The 23,079-nt window shown below is 62.8% G+C and carries 21 protein-coding genes and 1 riboswitch; of the genes, 13 read left to right on the top strand and 8 right to left on the bottom strand.

Translation table 11 applies throughout. The annotated features are described in order from the left end of the window. Window positions 1–404 precede the first annotated feature (404 nt). Both QMX89_RS04815 and aroQ read left to right on the top strand, forming a co-directional pair. Entirely contained in the window at window positions 405–746 is a 342-nt protein-coding gene (locus QMX89_RS04815) for a hypothetical protein (protein WP_049859635.1), read from the top strand. 213 nt (window positions 747–959) lie between these two features. Beyond that, window positions 960–1,412, top strand: coding sequence for a type II 3-dehydroquinate dehydratase (gene aroQ, locus QMX89_RS04810; protein ID WP_056842671.1), 453 nt, complete (start codon window positions 960–962; stop codon window positions 1,410–1,412). A gap of 254 nt (window positions 1,413–1,666) precedes the next feature. On the opposite strand, the gene QMX89_RS04805 is transcribed toward aroQ, so the two are convergent. Beyond that, window positions 1,667–3,385: a thiamine pyrophosphate-dependent enzyme gene (locus tag QMX89_RS04805; protein WP_282347222.1), complete on the bottom strand. Its 1,719-nt coding sequence runs from the start codon at window positions 3,383–3,385 to the stop codon at window positions 1,667–1,669. A 167-nt stretch (window positions 3,386–3,552) separates the two neighbouring features. On the opposite strand from QMX89_RS04805, the gene copC reads away from it, so the two are divergent. Together copC and copD are read left to right on the top strand one after the other, a co-directional pair. Further along, window positions 3,553–3,912 carry a copper homeostasis periplasmic binding protein CopC gene (copC, locus tag QMX89_RS04800; protein WP_056843409.1) on the top strand — a complete coding sequence of 120 codons (360 nt, stop codon included), beginning with the start codon at window positions 3,553–3,555 and terminating at the stop codon, window positions 3,910–3,912. Between the two features lie 2 nt (window positions 3,913–3,914). Continuing rightward, window positions 3,915–4,766 carry a copper homeostasis membrane protein CopD gene (copD, locus tag QMX89_RS04795; RefSeq protein ID WP_282347221.1) on the top strand — a complete coding sequence of 284 codons (852 nt, stop codon included), beginning with the start codon at window positions 3,915–3,917 and terminating at the stop codon, window positions 4,764–4,766. Between the two features lie 164 nt (window positions 4,767–4,930). Here copD and QMX89_RS04790 read toward each other — a convergent pair whose 3' ends face one another. Both QMX89_RS04790 and QMX89_RS04785 read right to left on the bottom strand, forming a co-directional pair. Further along, window positions 4,931–5,146, bottom strand: coding sequence for a molybdopterin-binding protein (locus tag QMX89_RS04790; protein WP_043189662.1), 216 nt, complete (start codon window positions 5,144–5,146; stop codon window positions 4,931–4,933). Between the two features lie 160 nt (window positions 5,147–5,306). Continuing rightward, a complete protein-coding gene (locus QMX89_RS04785; RefSeq protein ID WP_049859631.1) occupies window positions 5,307–5,849 on the bottom strand; it encodes a DUF4946 domain-containing protein in 543 nt (180 codons plus the stop codon). 105 nt (window positions 5,850–5,954) lie between these two features. On the opposite strand from QMX89_RS04785, the gene QMX89_RS04780 reads away from it, so the two are divergent. Together QMX89_RS04780 and QMX89_RS04775 are read left to right on the top strand one after the other, a co-directional pair. Continuing rightward, window positions 5,955–6,977, top strand: a complete 1,023-nt coding sequence (locus QMX89_RS04780) for a GlxA family transcriptional regulator (RefSeq protein WP_282347219.1) — start codon at window positions 5,955–5,957, stop codon at window positions 6,975–6,977. A gap of 77 nt (window positions 6,978–7,054) precedes the next feature. Then, window positions 7,055–8,179, top strand: a complete 1,125-nt coding sequence (locus QMX89_RS04775; protein ID WP_056842675.1) for a mechanosensitive ion channel family protein — start codon at window positions 7,055–7,057, stop codon at window positions 8,177–8,179. 30 nt (window positions 8,180–8,209) lie between these two features. Here QMX89_RS04775 and QMX89_RS04770 read toward each other — a convergent pair whose 3' ends face one another. Next, on the bottom strand, window positions 8,210–10,033 hold the full coding sequence (locus tag QMX89_RS04770; RefSeq protein WP_134722355.1) for a monovalent cation:proton antiporter-2 (CPA2) family protein: 1,824 nt from the start codon (window positions 10,031–10,033) through the stop codon (window positions 8,210–8,212). Window positions 10,034–10,122: 89 nt separating this feature from the next. After that, a riboswitch (cobalamin riboswitch) is annotated at window positions 10,123–10,347 on the top strand. Between the two features lie 128 nt (window positions 10,348–10,475). Between QMX89_RS04770 and QMX89_RS04765 the strand changes: the two genes are divergently transcribed. Genes QMX89_RS04765 through QMX89_RS04745 form a run of 5 tightly spaced genes read left to right on the top strand, consistent with a single transcriptional unit; the run spans window position 10,476 to window position 13,580 of the window. Then, entirely contained in the window at window positions 10,476–10,667 is a 192-nt protein-coding gene (locus QMX89_RS04765; RefSeq protein WP_282347218.1) for a CbtB-domain containing protein, read from the top strand. Window positions 10,668–10,678: 11 nt separating this feature from the next. Beyond that, on the top strand, window positions 10,679–11,356 hold the full coding sequence (locus tag QMX89_RS04760; RefSeq protein WP_282347217.1) for a CbtA family protein: 678 nt from the start codon (window positions 10,679–10,681) through the stop codon (window positions 11,354–11,356). A gap of 5 nt (window positions 11,357–11,361) precedes the next feature. After that, window positions 11,362–11,787, top strand: a complete 426-nt coding sequence (locus tag QMX89_RS04755; RefSeq protein WP_282347216.1) for a cobalamin biosynthesis protein — start codon at window positions 11,362–11,364, stop codon at window positions 11,785–11,787. A gap of 34 nt (window positions 11,788–11,821) precedes the next feature. After that, a complete protein-coding gene (gene cobM, locus QMX89_RS04750) occupies window positions 11,822–12,568 on the top strand; it encodes a precorrin-4 C(11)-methyltransferase (RefSeq protein ID WP_282347215.1) in 747 nt (248 codons plus the stop codon). 25 nt (window positions 12,569–12,593) lie between these two features. After that, the gene (locus QMX89_RS04745; RefSeq protein WP_282347214.1) at window positions 12,594–13,580 is read left to right on the top strand and encodes a DJ-1/PfpI family protein; all 987 of its coding nucleotides are present in this window, start codon (window positions 12,594–12,596) and stop codon (window positions 13,578–13,580) included. A 54-nt stretch (window positions 13,581–13,634) separates the two neighbouring features. On the opposite strand, the gene nfuA is transcribed toward QMX89_RS04745, so the two are convergent. Beyond that, on the bottom strand, window positions 13,635–14,219 hold the full coding sequence (nfuA, locus tag QMX89_RS04740; protein WP_049859622.1) for a Fe-S biogenesis protein NfuA: 585 nt from the start codon (window positions 14,217–14,219) through the stop codon (window positions 13,635–13,637). 77 nt (window positions 14,220–14,296) lie between these two features. Then, window positions 14,297–15,319 carry an acyltransferase gene (locus QMX89_RS04735; protein WP_282347213.1) on the bottom strand — a complete coding sequence of 341 codons (1,023 nt, stop codon included), beginning with the start codon at window positions 15,317–15,319 and terminating at the stop codon, window positions 14,297–14,299. 273 nt (window positions 15,320–15,592) lie between these two features. Between QMX89_RS04735 and metH the strand changes: the two genes are divergently transcribed. Then, complete coding sequence (gene metH / locus QMX89_RS04730; RefSeq protein ID WP_282347212.1) at window positions 15,593–19,285, top strand: methionine synthase; 3,693 nt, start codon at window positions 15,593–15,595, stop codon at window positions 19,283–19,285. Window positions 19,286–19,505: 220 nt separating this feature from the next. On the opposite strand, the gene QMX89_RS04725 is transcribed toward metH, so the two are convergent. Next, window positions 19,506–20,144, bottom strand: coding sequence for an aldolase (locus tag QMX89_RS04725; RefSeq protein WP_282347211.1), 639 nt, complete (start codon window positions 20,142–20,144; stop codon window positions 19,506–19,508). Continuing rightward, window positions 20,141–21,430, bottom strand: coding sequence for a 3-oxo-tetronate kinase (gene otnK / locus QMX89_RS04720; RefSeq protein ID WP_282347210.1), 1,290 nt, complete (start codon window positions 21,428–21,430; stop codon window positions 20,141–20,143). Before otnK ends, QMX89_RS04725 begins: the two co-directional genes overlap by 4 nt. A 241-nt stretch (window positions 21,431–21,671) precedes the next feature. Here otnK and QMX89_RS04715 point away from each other — a divergent pair, with 241 nt between their 5' ends. Continuing rightward, window positions 21,672–23,045, top strand: coding sequence for a hypothetical protein (locus QMX89_RS04715; protein WP_282347209.1), 1,374 nt, complete (start codon window positions 21,672–21,674; stop codon window positions 23,043–23,045). Window positions 23,046–23,079: the final 34 nt, after the last annotated feature.

The following is a 23,079-nucleotide window of genomic DNA, read 5'->3' as shown; positions in this document are numbered from 1 at the left end:
CAGTTCATTAGCAAAACACGCTTGGCCTTAGCGTACGATTTTTTCCGTTTTCTCTATTGCCCCCCTCCTGGTCACTCCGAATGCAAATAACTGGTCAAGAATGCAGCCGGCTGGTCAATAACGGCGCCAATGGGTGGTCAAGTTGCGCAATGGTTTTATCGAGTCGGATGCCTGGGAAGAGGGCTCTGAACGGAGCTAGTCGGGCTTACGTTGGTTTTTGGTTCCATTGCTCCCCAAACCCCTACACCGGCCGCGGGCCCCTGTAGCAGCGGCGCGAGCCGCGTCAGGCCGCACCGGGTGTAAGCAGGGGGATCTTGGGCGCTACCGTTCGTCGGAATTGCGGCACCGATCATGGCCATTCGCTGCCCAAATCTGCGTACCGATTCCTATAACGGAGAAATACCATGGTCACTCGCACGATTACTCGCTTTGCCCTCGTCGGCCTGCTGTCTGCCACCAGTATGTATGCGTTGGCCGGTTCGGTGCCTCCAGGCAAGGAAATCAGCCCTTCGTCGCCAACCACCAGCACTGACACCCGCACGGGCAACCAGATGGGCAGTGGTCGTACCAACGACGCCAACAGCAGCAGCGGCACCACCACCTCCGGCACCCCGAATGGCTCGGGCACCTTCAGCAATGGTACCGGCAACAGCAGCGGTAGCGGTGCTGTAGGCAGCGGTACTGGCAATGGCGCCAGCTCCGGCAAAGGCGCAGGCAGCGGCGCGGGTGGCAGCAGCGGTAACTGATTCTGCGGCGGCTCGAGCGCATCGTGTTCGAGCCTTCTGCGTTGCCGTGATCGAAGCGGGTGGCTAGGCCAAGATGCGTATTACCGCATCCGCCCAGGCCACCCGTTTTCACATCCATCCTTTTTTACCGTTTTTTTGGGTATTCTTCCGGTCTCGATGCCACGGTGCACCCGCCCTGCCCCATGGCCCCATCACCTCCGACCAGGAAGCCCCATGTCCCAGATCATCCTCGTACTCAATGGCCCCAACCTGAACATGCTGGGCTTGCGTGAGCCTGCCGTGTACGGCCACGAAACCCTGGCCGATGTAGAAGCCATGGCGGTGCAGAGCGGCCAGGAATTGGGTCTGAGCATCGAATGTCGACAGACCAACCACGAAGGGCAAATGATCGACTGGATCCATCAGGCCCGCCAGCGCGTGGCCGGCATCGTCATCAACCCAGGTGCGTGGACCCACACCTCGATCGCCATTCACGATGCGTTGATCGCGTGCGAAGTACCGGTTCTGGAAGTGCATATCTCCAACGTCCACCGCCGTGAAGAGTTCCGTCACCACTCCTTCGTCTCGAAAGTGGCGGTCGGCGTCATTGCCGGTTTCGGCACCCACGGCTACAAACTGGCGATCAGTCACTTCGCCAAATTGCTGAACGCCAAGCCCGCCATCTGATCCGGTTTTTTCAGCGCCTTCTGGATCTGTTTTACCTTGCTCGGAACGTCCATAGTCACCTGAACGAAATTTCATGTTCTGGAGGTGTGTTATGGACGGTGTGATCATGTTGACCATCATCACCGCTACGCTCGGCTCGTTCGGCTACGTGATGTACCTGATCCATAAGGAGAGCAAGGAAAACAAATAGCCCGAGAACAAAAAGGCCGCTGCGTTCGCCGCAACGGCCTGGTCTGTACTGCTTGCCACCGCGCTTACTTGATGAAGTTGTCCACCAGCATGTGCGCCACGTCATCGGCGCGCCCGCTGAGCATGGCCTTGGCTGAATACAGGGCCATGTTCGAGACTTGCGAAAGCTCGATCTTGGGCGGCATCACCAGTTCTTCCGGGTTGACCTTGACGTCCAGCAACGCCGGGCCGGGATGACTCAGAAAGCGCTGCACGGCCTGCTCCAGACTTGCGCCGTCCGACACCTGTTCGCCGTAGAAGCCCATCACCTCGGCCAACTTGGCGAAATCGGGGTTGTGCAGGTCAGTGAAGTTGTCCAGCAAGCCTTCGACCTTTTGCTCGATCTGGACGAAGTTCAGCGAACTGTTGTTGAACACCACGACCTTGATGGGCAACTTCTCCTGCACTGCCGTGAGCAGGTCGCCCAGCAGCATGGCCAGGCCTCCGTCGCCAGACAATGATATGACCTGGCGCTGCGGGTAGGCCTTCTGCAGGCCCAGCGCCTGTGGCATGGCATTGGCCATGGTGCCGTGGCGCAGGCTGGTGAGCGTGCGACGTTGGCCGTTGGTGTTGATATGGCGCAGCACCCAGACCATGGGCGAACCGCCGTCGGCGGTGAACAGCGCATCTTCGCTGGCATGCTTGTCCAGCAGGTGGGTCAGGTACTGCGGATGGATCAGATGCCCGTCGGTATGACGCTGATCGTGGGCCAGGGTCTTGAGAGTCTTCTGACGCACCTTGAGGCAGTCTTCCAGAAAGCTGTGCTCGGTACGCTCGGCCAGCAAGGGCAGCAGCGCCTTCAGGGTGGGCAATACGTCACCGACCACGCCCAGATCGATGGGATGACGACGTCCCAGATGGGCGCCCTTGCGATCCACCTGAATGATCTTGGCATTCTGCGGATAGAACTGGCCCCAGGCGAAGTCGGCACCCAGCAACAGCAAGGTGTCGCACTCCATCATGGCGTGGTAGCCGGACTCGACCCCGAACACGCCCGTCATGCCCATGTTGTAGGGATTGTCGTACTCGACAAAGTCCTTGGCACGCGAGGTGTGAGCGATGGGCGCTTTCAGGCGCTGGGCCAGTTCGATCAGTTCGTCGTGGGCGCCCTCGCAACCAAAGCCGGCATAGATGGCGACCTTCTTGCCCTTGCCTAGCATGTCGGCGATTTCGTTCAACTCATCCAGGCTGGGTTGCAACACCGGACGCGGCTGATGGACGCTGAAAGGACGATCGTTCTTGACCTCGGCGGAGCTGATGTCCGACGGCAGGATGATCACCGCCACGCCGCCTTCATTGAGCGCGGTCTGCGCAGCCAGCGTGGTCACCCGGCGTGCCTGCTCCGGGGTGTACACCTGCTCGCAGAACACCGTGCAACTGCCGTAGATGGCTTTGAAGTCTACTTCCTGGGGAAAGTCCATGCCCAGTTCGCTGGTTACGATCTGGCTGGCGATCAGCACCATGGGCGCGTGGTTGCGCTGGGCTTCGAAGATGCCGTTGATGAAGTGCAAGCCGCCAGGCCCGCACGATCCGGCGCAGGCCGTCAGGCGACCGCTGATGAACGACTCGGCGCCAGCGGCGAATGCGGCCGCTTCTTCATGGCGGACGTGCACCCATTCGATCTCGCTGCGCGAAATCGCATCGGTCACGTGATTCAGCGTGTCGCCGACGATGCCGTAGCAGTTGCGCACACCTGCTTCCTGCAGGGTCTGGATCACGATGTCGGCTACTTTCTTGCTGGCCATGAAGGCCTCCTGGTCAGTGAGTCATGCAGCTTAGGCTGGAGCCGGCCTGGGGAGTTCAGCCCGACTGGCGCCTCGCCATGCCGTGGCGCGTCGAAACCGGGCGGCGTTGCCCAACGGTGCGGATCATGCTTTATTGGCGGCCTTTTTCACTGTTCAAGGCCCTCGCCATGTCTGCCCGCAAGTTGCTCAGCGCCGCCCTCCTCGTGCTTGTTTCCCCCCTGGCCATGGCCCATGCCCATCTGACCCATCCGGTGCCCGCCGCCGATGCTTCCGTCGCTGCGCCGGCGCAAGTGAGCCTGGGCTTTTCCGAAGCCATCGAAGTGGGCTTCAGCAAGGTCACGCTGACGGCCGCAGGCGGTGAACCGGTCGCCTTGCAACCCTTGGCCAGCGCCGTCGACGATCGCAAGACCCTGGTGGTCAAGCCTACCGCGCCTTTGGCGGCCGGGCAGTACACGGTGCACTGGCAGGTGGTGTCGGTGGACACACACAAAAGCGCCGGCGAGTACCGCTTCACCGTGAGTCCTTGAGCATGAGTGTGTTGATCGTTCTGCGCTTCCTGCATTTCACCAGCCTGATGCTGGTGTTCGGCGCCTGCATGTTCCGCCCGCTGCTGCTCGATCAGCCCGCCCAAAAAGGTCGGCTGCGCAACCTGATCGATCCCCTGGTGTGCCTGCTGACAGCGCTCGCGCTGATCAGCGGTGTCGCCTGGCTGTTCGCCGTGGCCTTCGAGATGGGCGGTTCGCTGGACATGGCGCTGGTGCGCCGGGTCCTAAGTGAAACCTTTTTCGGCAAGGTCTGGACCCTGCACCTGTTCGCCTGTGTGGCGGTCCTGGTGTGCCTGCGAATCCCTCATCCAAAACTTCAGGTGGTGGCCCGCCCCCTGAGTGCATTGGCCCTGGCCACGCTAGCACCGGTCGGTCATGCAGCGATGTTCGAAGGCTCGGCGGGCACCTGGCTGGTGATCAACCAGTTGATCCACCTGCTATGTGTCGGCGCGTGGCTGGGCGGCCTGATGCTGTTGATGTTCGTGCTTGCACGCCCCGGCGATCAGGATCTGCGCGTGGTGCTGGGTCGCTTCAGTGGCGTGGGGTGTGTGCTGGTGGCGGGGTTGCTGGTGACCGGGCTGATCAACACCCGTGCGTTGACCGGCTCCTTCCTGCCGGTGCCAGGTGCGTCCGGGTTCGCCACGGTCCTGGCCGTCAAGCTGGCGTTGGTGCTGGCCATGCTCGGCCTGGCTGTGTGGCACCGCCGGCAACTGGCTCGTGGTCCGCTGGACGTGCAATCGTTCAAGCGCACGGTCACCCTTGAATGGGCCTGCGGCCTGGGCGCGGTGGCGGCTGTCGCCCTGCTCGGCACTCTGGCGCCGACGCCGCTGGGGTGAGTCACCTGCGGCGTATTCGACCTGCGGCGCACAAAACCTGCGGGGAATAAAAAAAGGGCCGTGCTCCCCTGCAAGAGCACGACCCTCAAGATGCTTTCGGCTTCAAACGTGACAAGACACCACGTGGTCAAACGTGGGGACCGAATCAGTATGCGGGGGAATTGTTACAGTTTGGCGATGGACACTTCGGTGGATTTCACGAAGGCGATGACTTCGCTGCCGATCTGCAATTCCAGCTCGTGCACCGAGCGGGTGGTGATGACCGACGTCACGATGCCGGCTGGCGTCTGCACGTCGATTTCCGAGACCACCGGGCCTTCGATGATTTCCTTCACGGTGCCTTTGAACTGGTTGCGTACGTTGATCGCTTTGATGGTCATGCAGTCATCCTCGTTAGACATTCGGTCGCACCGCAGTGCGTGAGGTAGAGACTGCACCTTCGGCCGAATATTTAAAAAGAATAAATAATGCTTTTTATATGTCTTTTGGAGATATGCCACCCTGGATGCCCGTGTGCGATACAGGCGTTAGCTCGTACGCTTATTCGGACTTGGCAAAGCGTAGACCCTGACGAATCCCCATCACTTCGGCTTCCAGCTGCGGATAACCCACTGCCGAGCCGGCATAGCTGAAGCCGTAGGCCATGCCAGGCTGCACCGCCGCAACGAGGGTCTGCGTGATGGCCAGCGTGCCGTTGCGGGTGACCTTGCAGGTGGTCTGCGCCGCCGGCAGGTTGCCCAGCGTCGTCGATTTCACCTTGGTGCACACGCTCTGGTAGCCGGAGCGAGAAAAATTGATCTGGATCGCCTTGCGCATTTCCAGCAACACCGCTTCCAGGTTGACGGCATGGTCCTGGGCCAGGGCGCCACGGGTCATTTCCACAATCATCAAGGGGTCGCCATTGGCGTCCGTCTTGGTCGCGCGCTGGCGGCTGCCGCTGGGCTGGCCCTGGGCGTCGGACGCGTCAGGCAGGATCTGCACGTCCCAGTCGGCCGGCCAGACGATCACGCTGTCGTCGGCCCAGGCCGGTGCGCCGATCAGCCAGCACAACAGCAGGCAGTGGGCGTGTCGCAGATAAGGCATTGCAGTTTCCTCCACGGCAAAAGGGCCATCAGTCTCGCAGACCCGCGGGCGCAGCACTACGGTAATATCCGCAGCGATCGATGGCCATTCAGGGAGCAGGTGTCAATGACCCAACGGATCTTCAGCGGCGCCGGGCAAAGCAAGAACCTGCTGTACCTGGCTTCGGCCAACGAGCGCCTGCGCGACGGCACCCAGGCCAGCCTGCGCGTGGGGTTCGTGTTGCTGGAGCATTTCTCCCTCGCGGCCTTCACCGCCAGCCTCGACACCCTGGTCACGGCCAACCTGATCAGCTCGAGCGCCTATGCCATTCGTTCCTACGGGCTGGCGCCCGGGCAGGTCATCAGTGACCTGGGTATCCTGCTGCAGCCGGATGCACCGTTGATGCCCGGCGTGCATGACGAACTGGATATGCTGATCATCTGTGGGGGTTTTCGCACCCCGCTGCGCGCCTCCGTGTTGCTCAATCGCGTACTTGGCGACTGTGCTAGACGCGGCATCGCCCTGGGTGGTCTGTGGAACGGTGCCTGGTTTCTGGGTCAGGCGGGCCTGCTCGATGGCTATCGCTGCGCGGTGCACCCGGAGAACCGCGCCTCGCTGGCCGAACTCAGCCCGCAGATCACCGTCACTCCGGCCAGCCAGGTCATCGACCGTGACCGCTTCACCGCCGCCAGCCCCAACGGCGGCTTCAGCATGATGATGGCGCTGATCCGCGCCCAGCGCGGCGACACGCTGGCCGACGGGGTCGAGCATATCCTCGCCTTCGAAGGACTGCGCTTTCGCCGCAGCGGCGCGCAGGCCAATGGCAAGCTCAGCCAGCCGCTGCGCAACATCATCGACCTGATGGAGAGCAATCTGGAGGAACCGCTGTCGCTCGACCAGCTGGCCGAGTTCGTTGGCCGCTCGCGGCGCCAGATTGACCGATTGTTTCAGGACCAGCTCGGCACTTCCCCCCATCGCTACTACATGGAACTGCGGGTCACCGAAGCACGGCGGCTGCTGCAGCATTCACAGCTGTCGATCATGGAGGTGGCGATCGCCTGCGGGTTCGTTTCCGTCAGCCATTTCAGCAAGTGCTACAGCGGCTATTTCGGCCACTCGCCATCGCGTGAAACCCGCTTGGCAGACTGATCGGCTGCGGGTGACGGGGAACCGTAGCGGCATCTGCCGGTCGACTTCAGTTCATGCCACACGCGAGCCTTCGACCCATGGAATACGCCCTTCCCGACTCCTTGCTCGCCCGCGTGCCGCTGCCCTGGCTGAGCACGCTGATTGCCGCGATCCTGGCGGTATGTGTCGTTCTGCTGATCCGCTGGGTCGGCCTGATCATCCTGCGCCGCGTATCGAAGTCATTCGTCCTGGCCCGGCAGCTCATTCTGCGGGCCGAGCAGCCGACGTTGTGGCTGATGCCGCTGATGAGCCTGCAGGCGGTGTGGACCTCGGCGCCCGACGACCTGCTGATGATCAACACCGTGCGCCACCTCAACGGCATGCTGGTGACCGCCTGCCTGACCTGGCTGGGCCTGCGTTGCGTCAAGGCCGTAGCCACCACCATGACCATCAAGCATCCGCTGGACATCGAGGACAACCTGGCGGCGCGGCGGATCCAGACCCAGGTGCGGGTGCTGGTGCAGTGTCTGAACGTGCTGGTGCTGATCTTCGGCATTGCCTTGATCCTGATGACCTTCCCGGCCGTGCGGCAGATCGGCACCAGCCTCTTGGCGTCCGCTGGCCTCGCGGGACTGGCCGCCGGCTTTGCCGCCAAGCCGGTGCTGGGCAACCTGATCGCCGGTTTGCAGATCGCCATTTCCCAGCCGATCCGCATCGATGACGTGGTCATTGTCGAGGGCGAATGGGGGCGCATCGAGGAAATTACCGGCACCTATGTGGTGGTGAAAATCTGGGATGAACGGCGCATGGTGGTGCCGCTGCAATACTTCATCGAAAAGCCCTTCCAGAACTGGACTCGCAGCACGTCGAGCATCATCGGCTCGGTATTTCTCTGGGTAGACTATTCGGTGCCGCTGGAAGCACTGCGCGCCGAAACCCGGCGCCTGTGCGAGGAAATCCCGCACCTGTGGGACGGCCGCGTCGAGGTGCTGCAGGTCACGGACACCAGCGACAAGGCGATGCAACTGCGTATTCTGTTGAGCTCGGTGGATTCGTCGCGCAACTGGGACGCTCGCTGCTATGTACGCGAGCGCTTGATCACCTTCGTCAACAACCGCTACCCCGAATGCCTGCCGCAGCTGCGCGCCGAGATGTCGACGCGCACCCTGCACCCGGCCAACGAAGAAGGCCCGAGCGACGTGGTTCGCCAGCCGCCGGTCTAAGGTTCACCGGCGGCTTTTCAACGCTGAGCGTCAGCGGCGTGGAACATCCTTCGCCGCCGCTTTTTCGTCCTGGCGATCGGACTCGAACAGCCGCGCCAGCTCGGCCCGCGCTTCCTGGGCGGTCTGCATGACCTTGGCCTCATCGTCGTAGATCGCGTGCTGGGCCTGCAGCACCTGTTCATCGTGACGTTTGAAGCGGTTGATCCGCGCATCGGCTTGGGATTGGCTCAGCCCCAGCCCCACCAATGTGCGCCGTGTGATCTCCAGGCTTGAGTAATAGGTTTCGCGAACCGCCTGCGCGCCGTGGTCGACCAGCCGGTGCACATGCTGGCGGTTGCGCGCGCGGGCGATGATCTTCACGTGCGGGTACAGGCGGTGGACCAGTTCGGCAGTCTTGATGTTGATTTCCGGATCGTCGGTGGCGATGACGAAATACTCGGCCTGCTCCACCTTGGCCGCGCGCAGGATCTCGGGGCGCAACGGGTCGCCATAGAACACCGGCAGGTGGCCAAAGCTGCGCGAGAACTCGATGGATTCCACCGAGGTATCCAGGGCCACGAAACTGATCTTCTGTGCACGCAGGATACGCGCCACGATCTGCCCCATCCGGCCCATGCCGGCAATCACCACGCGGGGCGCGTCGCTGTCGATCTCGCGGTATTCCTCGGGTACTTCCACTGGCGGCGTCTTGGTCCGCAGCAGCCGTGCGCACAGCAGCAACAGCAAGGGCGTGAGCGCCATGGACAGGGTGATGGTCAGCAGCAGCGTGTCGTACAGGCGCGCATCGAACAGCCCCTGCTCGCGGCCGATCTTGAACACCACGAAGGCGAATTCGCCACCGGCGGCCAGCACGATGCCCAGGCGCACCGCGCTGAGCCGACCCAGACCACCGGCCAGACGCCCGATCAGCATCAGCAGCGGCAGCTTGATCCCGATCAGCAGGACTGTGAGGCCCAGCACCAATGCCGGGCTTTCGAGCAACAGGCCAAGGTTGGCGCCCATGCCGACACTGATGAAGAACAGGCCCAGCAGCAACCCCTTGAAGGGTTCGATCTGTGATTCCAGTTCGTGCCGGTATTCGGAGTCGGCCAGCAGCAAGCCGGCGAGGAACGCTCCCAGGGCCATGGAAACACCGGCCAGCTCCATCAGCCAGGCGGTACCGATCACCACCAGCAAGGCGGTGGCGGTGGACACCTCCTGCAAACCGGTGCGGGCGACGATACGAAACACCGGCCGCAACAGGTAGCGTCCGCCGATCACCACCACGGCGATGCTGCCCAGTACCCGCAGGCTGTGATCCAGGGTACTGCCCTCGCCGGCATCGCCGCTTCCGCCGGCCAGCAATGGCACCATGGCGATCAGCGGGATCGCGGCAATGTCCTGGAACAGCAGAATGGCGAACGCCAGGCGGCCATGGGGACTGTTCAGTTCCTTGCGTTCGGCCAGGCTCTGCAACCCGAACGCCGTGGATGACAGCGCCAGCCCCAGGCCCAGGACCACGGCGCTGTTCAACGGCTGCCCGAAGGCCAGCAATGCCACGGCGCCAATGACCACCGCGGTCAACAGCACCTGGGCCAGACCGACGCCGAACACCGCCTTGCGCATGACCCACAGGCGTTTGGGCGACAGTTCCAGGCCAATGATGAACAGCAACAGCACCACGCCCAGTTCGGAGATGTGGCTGACACTTTGTGGATCGCCCACCCAGCCCAGCACCTGCGGGCCTATGACCACACCGGCGAACAGGTAGCCGAGCACCGCGCCCAGTTGCAGGCGCTTTGCCAGTGGCACGGCGATCACCGCAGCCAGCAGGAACACCACGGCAGCTTGTAGCATGTTGCCTTCTTCGGGCATGGGGAACTCCATTTCGTAGGGAGAAAGCGCGGACCGCGGGCGCATTCTACAGCGCGCGGCGCATTGACGATGCTGCGGCGACATGATTTGCTAGGCGCCATCGTTTGGGTGCCCTTCACAGGGTGAAACGGGAAACCGGTGCGTGCCTGCCTCCAGGAGGGATTGGCACAAGTCCGGTGCTGCCCCCGCAACGGTAAGCGAGAGAAGTGTCAGATCCACTGTGCCCCTGCGGGCATGGGAAGGCGATGCTTTCAAGGCGGACTTCATGCCGCCCCTCGCAAGCCCGGAGACCGGCCCAGACAATCGTTGATCGACAACCCTGCGGTGGGCGGGCGCTGTTGCGAGCATGGCGCGCCCGCGCCAGGCTTTCTTCGTGCGCGTGCCCGATCGATGGTGCCACATACCGTGGACCACCGCCGCAGGCACCACATGAGGGAACGCCATGTCTACCACCGCCTCCACCCCCGAACACGCCCTGACGTCCGCCGGCACCCTGGCGCAGCGCATCGCCTTGGCGGTCGGCACCTTCCTGCTGGGCTGCTGCCTGGTGGGCTTCGCCGGCTTCTCGCACATCGAAGCGGTGCACAACGCCGCTCACGATACTCGGCACAGCGCCGCCTTTCCGTGCCATTGAGGAGCGCCGAGATGATCAAGCACATCGCCCGTACCGCTGGTTTCAGCGGATTGTTGGCCGCCCTGCTGCTGACCTTGCTGCAGAGCCTGTGGGTCTCGCCGCTGATTCTCCAGGGCGAAACCTATGAAACCGCCTCGGCCCAGCACTCGCATGACGAGGTTTCCGCTGCCGGGCACGAACACGCCGAGGCCTGGGAGCCGGAAGACGGCTGGCAGCGCGTGCTGTCGACCGCCGGAGGCAATCTGGTGGTGGCCGTGGGGTTCGCTCTGATGCTGGTGGCGTTGTATACGCTGCGCGCTCCTGGGCGCACTGCTCAGGGCCTGTTGTGGGGACTGGGCGGATTCGCGGTGTTCTGTCTGGCGCCGAACCTGGGGCTGCCGCCGGAGCTGCCCGGCACCCAGGCAGCGGACCTGGTGCTGCGCCAGACCTGGTGGATCGGTACCGCGGCCTCCACTGCGGCAGGTCTGGCATTGCTGGTGTTCGGCCGTGGCACGTTGCTCAAGGCTCTGGGACTGGCCATCATGTTGGTACCGCACCTGATCGGCGCGCCCCAGCCCGAGCATCATTCGAGCCTGGCACCGCAGGCTCTGGAGCAGCAGTTCATCATCGCTTCGCTGGTGACCAACGCCGTGTTCTGGCTGGCCTTGGGGCTGATCAGCGCCTGGTTGTTCCGCCGAGCCAGTCGCTGAAGCCGATGACAGCGCTGTGGGTTGGGTTCGGCTGTCGTGCGGGGTGCACCGCGCAAGCGTTGCACGACCTGCTGGAGCAAACCCTGCTCGAACACGACCTGCCCTGGGCTGAAGTGCGTGGCATCGCCAGCATTGATATGAAGGCGCACGAACCGGGGCTGGTGGCGCTGGCCGAACGGCTCGGCTTGCCGTTCGCCACCTATGGCGCCGAGACCCTGGCGCCTTATCAAGATCGCCTCAGCCATCATTCCGCGCGCTCGTTCGCCGCCACCGGCTGCCTGGGCGTGGCGGAAAGTGCCGCGCTGGCCATGGCCGAACGCTGCACACAGTGCACCTCGATGCTGCGCGTCAGCCGACGGCATTCGGCAGTGGCAACCCTCGCCATCGCCTGCACGGAACGTCACTGCGGCTGCACGCAGCGCTCAACTTGAATATCATTCACCCCTCCGCCCGTCAGGAATACCCATGACCGTTTACTTCATCGGCGCCGGACCGGGTGATCCGGAGCTGATCACCGTCAAGGGGCAGCGTCTGATCCGCCAATGCCCGGTGATCATCTTCGCCGGTTCGCTGGTGCCAGAAGCCGTGCTCGAAGGGCACACTGCGCATCAGGTGCACAACAGCGCCGAGCTGCACCTGCAACAGATCGTCGAGATCATGCGCCAGGCCCACGCCCGTGGCGAGGATGTGGCGCGAGTGCACAGTGGCGATCCCGGGCTGTACGGCGCCATCGGCGAGCAGATCCGTTGCCTGCGCGAGCATGGCATCGACTATCAGATCATTCCGGGCGTTACCGCGACCGCGGCCTGTGCGGCGTTGCTGGGGGTGGAACTGACACTGCCCGACGTTTCGCAAACGGTGATCCTGACTCGCTACGGCGACAAGTCGCCCATGCCGTCGGGAGAAAGCCTGGCCAGCCTGGCCCACCATGGCGCTACACTGGCCATTCATCTAGGGGTAAAGAATCTGGGCAGGATCGTCGCAGAGCTGTTGCCCAGCTATGGCGCTGGGTGCCCGGTCGCGGTGATCCACAAGGCCAGCTGGCCGGATCAGGATTTCGTGCTGGGCACCCTGGCCGATATCCAGGACAAGGTCGCGACCAAGGACTTTCGTCGCAGCGCGCTCATACTCGTGGGCCATGTGCTGCAAACGGACAGCTTCGCGGACTCCGCGCTGTACCGCGCCGGCCATGCTCACCTGTACCGTTCGTGAATCACCACGCTGCGAGGTCGTTTCCATGAAAGTGATCGCTTGCCTGGTCTACCCCGGCGTGATGAGCCTGGATGTAACCGGCCCGATGCAGGTGTTCGCCTCGGCCAACGTCGAGCTGACGCGCCAAGGGCTGGCGCCCTTCTATGACCTGCAACTGCTGGGCGAAACCCCGGGGCCCGTCGCGACCTCGGCCGGGCTCAAACTGCATGCCGATGCCAGCTGGCAGTCAGTGGACTGCTCCACTTTGGATACGGTATTGCTGCCCGGCGGCAGCAGCGATGCTGAACAATGCGCCAACACCGCCCTGCTCGCTTGGCTGCGCGCGGCGGCGCCTCAGGTACGGCGATTGGGCTCGGTGTGTTCGGGCGCATTGATGCTTGCCAGCGCCGGGCTGTTGGACGGCTTGATCGCCACCACGCACTGGGATGATGTCGAGGCCTTGCAGACTTTCGCCAACGTACAGGTTCAGGGCGATCGTCTGCACACCTATGATCCGTCGGACAAGGATGGCCACAGCCACATCTTCACCTCGGCCGGCGTCACGGCCGGCATCGACCTGGCACTGGCCTTGATCGAAGCCGATCTGGGCCGACCACTGGCGCTGGCTGTGGCGCGCCGCCTGGTGCTGTTCCTCAAGCGCTCGGGCGGACAGACGCAGTTCAGCCCGCACCTGGCACGCATCAACGGGCCGACGTCGAGGCTGGCCGAACTGCTGGAATGGATCGCGCACAACCTCAGCGCCGACCTGTCCCTGGAAGCGCTGGCGCAGCAGGCCAACATGACGCCACGCACGCTGTATCGCGTGTTCTTCGCCGAATTGAACATCACCCCGGCGCGACACATCGAGCGGGTCCGACTGGAAGCGGCCAGGGCCATGATTCAGGGTGGACAGTTGTCGGTGCAGAGTGTGGCGCGGTTGTGCGGCTACGGGCATGCAGAGAATCTGCGCCGCAGCTTTCAGAAAGTGCTCGGGGTCAGTCCCCAGGGGTATGCGCAGCGCTTCGGCCAGTAAGACCGGGCACCGACGCTACACAGAGGCAGCGAGTCGGTGCTGGCGCCACGCCGATCAGTAGTAGGCGTTTTCTTTCTGAGTGTGGTCGGTCACATCGCGTACGCCCTTGAGCTCGGGAATGCGTTCGAGCAAAGTGCGCTCGATACCGTCCTTCAGAGTCACGTCAGCCTGCCCGCAACCCTGGCAACCGCCGCCGAACTGCAGCACGGCGATGCCGTCCTCGACCACGTCGATCAGGCTGACCTGGCCGCCATGGCTGGCCAGACCGGGATTGATCTCGGTCTGCAGGTAGTAGTTGATGCGCTCGTTGACGGGGCTGTCGGCGTTGACCATCGGCACCTTGGCGTTGGGTGCCTTGATGGTCAGCTGCCCGCCCATGCGGTCGGTGGCGTAGTCGACAACGGCGTCGTCGAGAAAGGCTTCGCTGACCGCGTCGATCCAGGCGGTGAAGCTCTTCAGGCCCAGGGCGGTGTCTTCCGGCTTCTCTTCACCCGGCTTGCAGTAGGCAATGCACGTCTCTGCGTACTGGGTGCCTGGCTGGGTGATGAACACGCGTATGCCGATACCGGGGGTGTTCTGCTTGCTCAGCAGATCGGCCAGGTAATCGTGCGCAGCGTCGGTAATCGTTATAGCGCTCATAGTGGTTCCTCACAGACTTGCCAGGAGTTTACGCGAATCCGGCGACGCTGACAAAGCCTGACTGTTTTGGTCGGGAATCAGTTGGTACGCGCCATCGCATTCGAATCCAGACGTGCGTCGGTCCAATGCTTGACCCGGCGATACAGGCGCTTTTCGATCCACACGTAGCTGGCCCAAGACACCAGGGCGATGGTCGGCACGCAGAACGCAAACACCCAATACGGGTTCAGGTGCCAGCGCACGCTGGCCAGCCAGCCGCCGTAGAGCACCAGCACGTGCACCAGATACACCGAGTAGGAGCAGTCGCCCAACGCCTTGAGGATGCGGCTGCCACGGAAGTGCGGCTCCATGGCCACGCAGGCCAGCACGATCAAGGCGCTGGGCAGGCCCCAGTGCAGCAGACGGTCGCTGGAATCCAGGTGATAGATCAGCAACGCCGACACGATGATCACCGCCAGCGGCAACCACAGGCCCTGGGCGATCCAGCCGCGGCGATAGAGCATGCCGATACCGATGCCGAGCAGGAACTCGTAGATGATGTTGTTCTGATAGAAACGGCTGACCACCCCATAACGCCCGAGCACTTCGCTGACCGCCACGAGAGCCGCTGCGACAATCAACGGCCGGTAGCGCTGCGGCACGGTGAACACCAGGGAGAACAACAGGTAGAAGAACATCTCGTAGTTGAGCGTCCAGCCCACGTTCAGCGTCGGGTAGAGGCCGTAGCCGCCAGGGTTTTCCGAGGGGATGAACAGCAGCGACAGGATGAAGTGCGGCAGGTCGATGGCGGCGTGCGGCAGCCATTGCCCCAAACTGACCAGCATCAACCCCATCAGCGCGGTGTACAGCCAGTAGGCCGGGACGATGCGAATGATGCGGTTGAGCAGGAAGCGCCCTGCGGGCATCTGCTTGTCCTGGGTCGAGAGGTAGATCACCAGCCCACTGATGACGAAGAAGATGTCGACGCCCACCGCACCCCGGTCAGTGAAGAACTGACCGATGGGGCCTGAGGCGTGGAAGTCGAAAAAGATCTGCATGAAGTGATGACAGACCACGATCCAGGCGGCCAGGGCCCGTAGAGCTTGAAGCGAAATCAGCATGCGTACCGCCTTTTGAAACGAGAATTCGCGCCCCTTTTCGGGGCATTCCGGGGGGTGGGACTGCAAAAATCCCGAAAAGGTCGCGCATTTCGTCGATGGCTGGGGTGATGCACTGCTGTTTCACGGTCGGCAGGTAGCCCGTGATTCGAATAAACAGCAGCTTATCAACATGAGCGAAATTCATGGACATGCCCTTCGTGATCAAATAGCGCACAGGTTTGCTATTATCCGCACCCTGTCACAGTGTCCGAATTTTCTGAAAGAGTGGTTCCCATGTCCGACCGCAGTGCTCGCCTTCAAGCTCTCCAGCAAGCCCTCAAAGAGCGCATCCTGATTCTCGACGGCGGCATGGGTACGATGATCCAGAGCTACAAGCTCGAGGAAGAGGATTACCGCGGTGAGCGCTTTGCCGATTGGCCCAGTGACGTCAAGGGCAACAACGATCTGCTGCTGCTCAGCCGCCCGGACGTGATCGCTGCCATCGAGAAGGCCTATCTGGACGCCGGTGCGGACATTCTGGAAACCAACACCTTCAACGCCACCCAGGTGTCCCAGGCCGACTACGGCATGGAATCGCTGGTGTACGAGCTGAACGTCGAAGGTGCGCGGGTGGCGCGCCAGGTCGCCGATGCCAAGACCCTGGAAACGCCGGACAAGCCACGCTTCGTGGCCGGCGTGCTGGGCCCGACCAGCCGCACCTGCTCGCTGTCCCCGGACGTCAACAACCCCGGCTACCGCAACGTCACCTTTGACGAACTGGTGGAAAACTACACCGAAGCCACCAAGGGCCTGATCGAGGGCGGCGCCGACCTGATCCTGATTGAGACCATCTTCGACACCCTCAACGCCAAGGCAGCGATCTTCGCCGTGCAAGGCGTCTACGAAGAGCTGGGCTTCGAGCTGCCGATCATGATCTCCGGGACCATCACCGACGCCTCGGGCCGGACCTTGTCCGGGCAGACCACCGAAGCCTTCTGGAACTCGGTGAGCCATGCCAAGCCCATTTCGGTGGGCCTGAACTGCGCGCTGGGCGCCAGCGAGCTGCGTCCCTACCTGGAAGAGTTGTCGAACAAGGCCGGCACGCATGTGTCCGCCCACCCCAACGCCGGCTTGCCCAATGCCTTCGGAGAGTACGACGAACTGCCGTCGGAAACCGCGAAGATCATCGAAGAATTCGCCCAGAGCGGCTTCCTCAATATCGTCGGCGGCTGCTGCGGCACCACGCCCGGGCATATCGAAGCCATCGCCAACGCCGTGGCCGGCTACCCGCCGCGCGCCATTCCGGAGATCCCCAAGGCCTGCCGCCTGTCGGGCCTGGAGCCGTTCACCATCGATCGTCAGTCGTTGTTCGTCAACGTCGGCGAGCGCACCAACATCACCGGTTCGGCGCGCTTCGCCCGCTTGATCCGCGAGGAGAACTACACCGAGGCCCTGGAAGTCGCCCTGCAGCAGGTGGAAGCCGGCGCTCAGGTGATCGACATCAACATGGACGAGGGCATGCTCGACTCGCAGAAGGCCATGGTCACCTTCCTCAACCTGATCGCGGGCGAGCCGGACATCTCCCGGGTGCCGATCATGATCGACTCCTCCAAATGGGAAGTGATCGAAGCCGGGCTCAAGTGCATCCAGGGCAAGGGCATCGTCAACTCGATCAGCATGAAGGAAGGTGTCGACGCGTTCATTCACCACGCCAAGCTGTGCAAGCGCTACGGCGCTGCGGTGGTGGTGATGGCCTTCGACGAGGCCGGCCAGGCCGATACCGAAGCGCGCAAGAAAGAGATCTGCAAGCGTTCCTACGACATCCTGGTGGATCAGGTCGGCTTCCCGCCGGAAGACATCATCTTCGACCCGAACATCTTCGCCGTGGCCACCGGCATCGAGGAGCACAACAACTACGCCGTCGATTTCATCAATGCCTGCGCCTACATCCGCGATGAACTGCCTTATGCGTTGACCAGCGGCGGCGTGTCCAACGTGTCGTTCTCGTTCCGTGGCAACAACCCGGTGCGTGAGGCGATTCACTCCGTGTTCCTGCTGCATGCCATCCGCAACGGTCTGACCATGGGTATCGTCAACGCCGGCCAGTTGGAGATCTATGACCAGATCCCCACCGAGCTGCGCGAGCGTGTCGAGGATGTGGTCCTCAACCGTACGCCCGAAGGCACCGATGCCCTGCTCGCCATCGCCGACAAGTTCAAGGGCGACGGCAGCGTCAAGGAAGCCGAAACCGAGGAATGGCGTGGCTGGCCGGTCAATCAGCGCCTGGAGCATGCGCTGGTCAAGGGCATCACCACGCACATCGTCGAGGACACCGAGGAGTCGCGGCAGTCGTTCAAGCGGCCGATCGAGGTCATCGAAGGCCCACTGATGTCTGGCATGAACATCGTTGGCGACCTGTTCGGCTCGGGCAAGATGTTCCTGCCCCAGGTGGTCAAGTCGGCGCGGGTGATGAAGCAGGCCGTGGCCCACCTGATTCCGTTCATCGAGCTGGAAAAAGGCGACAAGCCCGAGGCCAAGGGCAAGATCCTGATGGCGACCGTGAAAGGCGACGTGCACGACATCGGCAAGAACATCGTCGGCGTGGTGCTGGGCTGCAACGGCTACGACATCGTCGACCTGGGTGTGATGGTGCCGGCCGACAAGATTCTTCAGGTCGCCCGTGAGCAGAAGTGCGACATCATCGGCCTGTCCGGCCTGATCACCCCTTCGCTGGACGAGATGGTCCACGTCGCCCGGGAAATGCAGCGCCAGGATTTCCACCTGCCCTTGATGATCGGCGGCGCGACCACGTCCAAGGCGCACACTGCCGTCAAGATCGAACCCAAGTACAGCAACGATGCGGTGATCTACGTCACCGACGCCTCACGTGCGGTCGGGGTTGCCACCCAGTTGCTGTCCAAGGAGCTCAAGCCTGCATTCGTCGAGAAGACCCGCCTGGAGTACATCGACGTTCGCGAACGTACCGCCAACCGCAGCGCACGCACCGAACGTCTGAGCTACGCCCAGGCCGTGGCGGCGAAGGCCAGCTTCGACTGGAGCAGCTACAACCCGGTACAACCGACCTTCACCGGCGCCAAGGTGCTGGACGATATCGACCTCAACGTCTTGGCCGAGTACATCGACTGGACGCCGTTCTTCATCTCCTGGGACCTGGCCGGCAAGTACCCGCGCATTCTCACCGACGAAGTCGTAGGCGAAGCGGCCACTGCGTTGTTCGAAGATGCCCAGGCGATGCTGCGCAAGCTGATCGACGAGAAGCTGATCCGTGCCCGTGCGGTGTTCGGCTTCTGGCCGGCCAACCAGGTCGAGGATGACGACATAGAAGTCTACGGCGACGACGGCCAGCCGCTGGCGCGTCTGCATCACCTGCGTCAGCAGATCATCAAGACCGATGGCAAGCCGAACTTCTCCCTGGCCGACTTCGTGGCGCCCAGGGACAGCGGCGTGACGGACTACGTGGGCGGCTTCATCACCACGGCGGGCATCGGTGCTGAAGAAGTGGCCAAGGCCTATCAGGATAACGGCGATGACTACAACTCGATCATGGTCAAGGCCTTGGCCGACCGCCTGGCCGAGGCTTGCGCCGAGTGGCTGCACCAGCAGGTGCGCAAGGAACACTGGGGTTATGACCCCGAGGAGACCTTGGACAACGAGGCGCTGATCAAGGAGCAATACAAGGGTATCCGCCCTGCCCCAGGCTACCCGGCCTGCCCGGACCACACCGAGAAAGGCACGCTGTTCGACCTGCTCGATCACAACGGGCAGAGCGGTGTTACGCTCACCGAGCACTACGCGATGTTCCCGGCGGCGGCGGTCAGCGGCTGGTATTTCGCTCACCCCCAGGCGCAATACTTTGCCGTGGGCAAGATTGATCGCGACCAGGTGCAGAGCTACACGGCGCGCAAGCAGCAGGATCTGGCCGTCAGCGAGCGCTGGTTGGCGCCCAATCTGGGTTATGACAACTGAGGCAGACTCAGCTTGCCGTACTGGGTCAGCCTCGGCTGAACCAGTACACCGCTGTCGCCATGACCACCACAATCATGAAGCCTATGGCCCAGGCGTCGACATGGCTGTCGTTTTTGCGGGTTTTCAGGGAGTTGCTCATCGGCATCGTCTCTTGTGATTTTGTTGGACGCTGGTACCAGTAAAGCCCAACAAAGGCCTTTCCACAAGTAAGGTCAATGACTCACCAAACGCAACCGAACACCGTCTTGAGTTCTTCGATGGCCGCGTCGCTCAAGGGTGCAGGTCGGGGCTGAGTCATCAGCCACAGCCGGGCGGTTTCCTCCAGTTCTTCCAGTGCATGGCTGGCCTTGGACACAGAGCTTTCCCACATCACCGGGCCCAACCGTTCGAGCATGACCCCCCTCACCTGATCGGCCAGTTCCGCGACTTGTGTGGCGACGTCGGGCGAGCCCGGACGCTGGTACTGGATCAACGGGATGTGCCCCACCTTCATCACCTGATAAGGCGTGAGCGGCGGCAGAATGTCTTGGGCGCTCCACACCCCAGCCAAAGTCAGGGCCACCAGATGCGTGGAGTGGGTGTGGACCACGCCATTCACTTCTGGGTTACGGTCGTACACCTGGCGATGCAGGGCCAGGGTCTTGGATGGCTTGTCGCCGCTCACCCATTCACCCGCCGTGGTGACTTTGGCGATGGTGTGTGGTTGCAACCTTCCCAGACAAGCATCGGTTGGTGTGATCAGCCAACCGTCGTCGAGGCGCGCACTGATGTTGCCGGCGCTGCCGACGGTATAACCACGCTGGAACAGGCTCAGACCCACTTCGCAGATTTCTTCGCGCAAGGCGTGTTCGTTTCTCACGAAAAATCTCCCGCCAGGCAGGCCAAGGCCTTGGCAAAAAAGTCCACGCTGCCAAAGTTGCCCGACTTGAGCGTCAGCGCAAGCGCAGTTGTGCCGCCGAAGGCCACGGTGGCCGGCACGCCAGGATCGATCTGACGGCCGATACGCAAGCCTTTGACCTGCAGCGCCTGCACCACCGCGCCCGACGTTTCGCCACCTGCGATGACGAAGCGGCGCCAGCCTCTGTCCTGCAGCTGTGCCGCGACCTCGCCAAGCGCCTTCTCGATCATGGCGCCAGCCTGCTCCGCACCTAGCTCTCGCTGCACGGCGGCCACCTGCTCGGGACTGCTGGTGGCGTAGATCAGCACCGCTTCGTCGCGATCGGCGAAGGCCACGGCCTGGGCCACGACCGGCTCGCCACGGGCGATTGCCAGCGGGTCGATGCGAAAGGCCGGGCGACCTGCTTCCAGCCAGGCGGCGACCTGGCCATTGGTGGCCTTGGAGGTACTGCCTGCCAATACCACGGCGCGGCCTTCGATAATAGGCATGGCAGCGGCATCGCCCGTGCGCAGCAGGCCCTGGCGGCGGAAGTTCTCCGGGAGGCCCTGGGCCACCCCCGAGCCACCGGTGATCAAGGCGAGGTTCGCGCAGGCACGTCCCAGGGTCTGCAGATCCTCGTCACTCACGGCGTCGGCAATGGCCAAACTCACGCCTTCGGCGCGCAGTTCGTCCATACGCTTGACGACCGCAGAGGCGCCCTGCCCGACCACGTCGTAGCGCAACAGACCCACCGCACCGGTGGTTTGCTCGTCCAGCACGCGGACCAGGTTGGCATCTTTCATCGGTGTGAGCGGGTGATGCTGCATGCCGCATTCACTGAGCAGGCTGTCCTGAACGAACAGATGACCACGGAACAAGGTGCGGCCGGTCTCCGGGAACGCCGGACAGGCGATGGTGAAATCGCTGCCAAGGGCTTCCAGGAGTGCCTCGGTCACCGGGCCAATGTTGCCCTCTGCGGTCGAATCGAACGTCGAGCAGTATTTGAAGAAGAACTGCTGGCAGCCACGTTCGCGCAACCACGCCAGCGCCTGCAACGATTCGGCAACGGCGCTGGCCGCCGGCGTGGTACGGGATTTGAGGGCGATGACGATGGCATCCGCCTCCGCGAATTCCGCCAGATCACTGTCTGGAACGCCAATCGATTGCACCGTGCGCATGCCGCCGCGCACCAGGATGTTGGCGAGATCGGTAGCGCCGGTGAAGTCGTCGGCAATGCAGCCGAGCAGCGGGCGATGGACAGCGGTCATGAGTGGCATCTCCTGCACAGGTCACCGTGGCGGGCACGGTGCATGTTAATTATTGGTTCATCTGAGCGATTCAATGACCCAATACTACAAGCGAAAGCGACCGAAGTGTTAATCCATGTTAAATAAATTGACCTGAATGTGAAGTCCGCACTATCGTGCTGTCACTCGGGAGCTACGAATCCATAACAAATATTGTTCATCCGGTGGTCGCTGCCGATTTTCCCTTCACCGAGGACGAACCATGAATTTCGAATTGCTGTTCGCTGCACAAGCCGATCAGGCCGTACGTTACGCACTCACCGGCGCCAAGGGGGGGTTCTCGCGCACCTTGCTGGCCCAGACCCGGCTGATGCCCAATCTGGTCCCCGCCGTTCTGTGCGACCTGGACGTGCCCGGCCTGCATGGGCTGTGCGTCGAACTGGGCTTTGCCGCAGAACAGCTACACATCTGCAACGACGCCGCTGCGGTTGCCAGTGCACCGGCCGATGCCATTGTGCTGGTCGCGGACGTCGCCCTCCTGCAGGCAGCCCGCTACGACATTCTGGTGGAAGCCACCGGCAACCCTGCGATTGGCTACCAGGTCGCCCGGCGCGCCATCGAGGACGGTCGTCACGTCGCCATGGTCAGCAAGGAAGTGGACTCGGTTGCGGGTATCGCCCTGTCCCGCCTGGCTGCACAACACGATGTGGTCTACACCACCGCCGACGGTGACCAGCCGGCCAACCTGATCGGCTGGGTCAGCTGGGCGCGTGTGCTCAAGCTGGACATTGTCGCGGCGGGCAAGTCCAGTGAATACGATCTGGTGTTCAACCCCGAGGACGGCAGCATCACCCAGCTTGACACCACCATTTCCGCGCCGGCCATGGGCGAATTGCTACGCCTGGGCGACGACATTCCCGCTACCCTGGAGGCGCGTCGCGCTGCCCTGAACGGCCTGAAGACGTCCGCTACAGCCGACTATTGCGAAATGTCGGTGGTCGCTACCAATACCGGTCTGGTGCCGGATGTGGAGCTGCTGCACTACCCGATTGCCCGTACCAGTGAACTGGCCGACATCTACGCCTTGCGTGAAGACGGTGGTGTGCTGGGTCGTAGCGGCGTGATCGAGGTGTTCAACGTGCTGCGCCTACCAGACGAGGCCAGCTTTGCCGGGGGGGTGTTCGTGATCATCCGCACCCACGACAAACCGACCTGGGAATTGCTCGCGCAGAAAGGCCACGTGGTGAGCCGCAACGGACGTTACGCCTGCCTGTACCTGCCCTACCACTTCATGGGCGTGGAAACGCCGATCACCCTGCTCAACGCCGTGCTGCACAAACGAGCTTCGGGCACCGACAAGCCGAGCCAGTCGACCATTCTGGCCGGACGCGCCACGGTCGATATCGCTGCAGGCACCGTGCTGGAAATGGGTGGCCACCACCACGACCTGACTGGTGTGCAGGCCGTACTGCTGGGGCGTTCGGATGCCCCCGACGATATCGCTCCGTTGTACCTGGCAGCCCACGCCACCGCCGCGCGGAACATCGAGGCTGGCGAGCTGCTGCTGATGGGTGACATCGAACAGTACAACGATGAATTGCACCGCGCCTGGCAGACCGGCCTGCAACCGGCCTGAACGCGCAGCGGCCTTGAGCCGATACCGGTGCCCG

The organism is Pseudomonas sp. PS01301 (genome assembly GCF_029960215.1).
GTDB classification, from domain to species: domain Bacteria; phylum Pseudomonadota; class Gammaproteobacteria; order Pseudomonadales; family Pseudomonadaceae; genus Aquipseudomonas; species Aquipseudomonas coleopterorum.
Note: the sequence above shows the minus strand (reverse complement) of the source record. Positions and strands in the feature narration are given on the sequence as shown.

Coding starts and splice junctions, on each gene's coding strand:
- QMX89_RS04735 (WP_282347213.1), bottom strand. CDS start 15,319: ATGCTGATTTCGCTTCAAGCTCTACGGGCCCTGGCCGCCTGGATCGTG.
- nfuA (WP_049859622.1), bottom strand. CDS start 14,219: ATGAGCGCTATAACGATTACCGACGCTGCGCACGATTACCTGGCCGAT.
- QMX89_RS04815 (WP_049859635.1), top strand. CDS start 405: ATGGTCACTCGCACGATTACTCGCTTTGCCCTCGTCGGCCTGCTGTCT.
- otnK (WP_282347210.1), bottom strand. CDS start 21,430: ATGACCGCTGTCCATCGCCCGCTGCTCGGCTGCATTGCCGACGACTTC.
- QMX89_RS04745 (WP_282347214.1), top strand. CDS start 12,594: ATGAAAGTGATCGCTTGCCTGGTCTACCCCGGCGTGATGAGCCTGGAT.
- QMX89_RS04765 (WP_282347218.1), top strand. CDS start 10,476: ATGTCTACCACCGCCTCCACCCCCGAACACGCCCTGACGTCCGCCGGC.
- copC (WP_056843409.1), top strand. CDS start 3,553: ATGTCTGCCCGCAAGTTGCTCAGCGCCGCCCTCCTCGTGCTTGTTTCC.
- aroQ (WP_056842671.1), top strand. CDS start 960: ATGTCCCAGATCATCCTCGTACTCAATGGCCCCAACCTGAACATGCTG.
- QMX89_RS04805 (WP_282347222.1), bottom strand. CDS start 3,385: ATGGCCAGCAAGAAAGTAGCCGACATCGTGATCCAGACCCTGCAGGAA.
- QMX89_RS04785 (WP_049859631.1), bottom strand. CDS start 5,849: ATGCCTTATCTGCGACACGCCCACTGCCTGCTGTTGTGCTGGCTGATC.
- QMX89_RS04790 (WP_043189662.1), bottom strand. CDS start 5,146: ATGACCATCAAAGCGATCAACGTACGCAACCAGTTCAAAGGCACCGTG.
- cobM (WP_282347215.1), top strand. CDS start 11,822: ATGACCGTTTACTTCATCGGCGCCGGACCGGGTGATCCGGAGCTGATC.
- QMX89_RS04760 (WP_282347217.1), top strand. CDS start 10,679: ATGATCAAGCACATCGCCCGTACCGCTGGTTTCAGCGGATTGTTGGCC.
- QMX89_RS04775 (WP_056842675.1), top strand. CDS start 7,055: ATGGAATACGCCCTTCCCGACTCCTTGCTCGCCCGCGTGCCGCTGCCC.
- QMX89_RS04755 (WP_282347216.1), top strand. CDS start 11,362: ATGACAGCGCTGTGGGTTGGGTTCGGCTGTCGTGCGGGGTGCACCGCG.
- copD (WP_282347221.1), top strand. CDS start 3,915: ATGAGTGTGTTGATCGTTCTGCGCTTCCTGCATTTCACCAGCCTGATG.
- QMX89_RS04770 (WP_134722355.1), bottom strand. CDS start 10,033: ATGCCCGAAGAAGGCAACATGCTACAAGCTGCCGTGGTGTTCCTGCTG.
- QMX89_RS04715 (WP_282347209.1), top strand. CDS start 21,672: ATGAATTTCGAATTGCTGTTCGCTGCACAAGCCGATCAGGCCGTACGT.
- QMX89_RS04780 (WP_282347219.1), top strand. CDS start 5,955: ATGACCCAACGGATCTTCAGCGGCGCCGGGCAAAGCAAGAACCTGCTG.
- metH (WP_282347212.1), top strand. CDS start 15,593: ATGTCCGACCGCAGTGCTCGCCTTCAAGCTCTCCAGCAAGCCCTCAAA.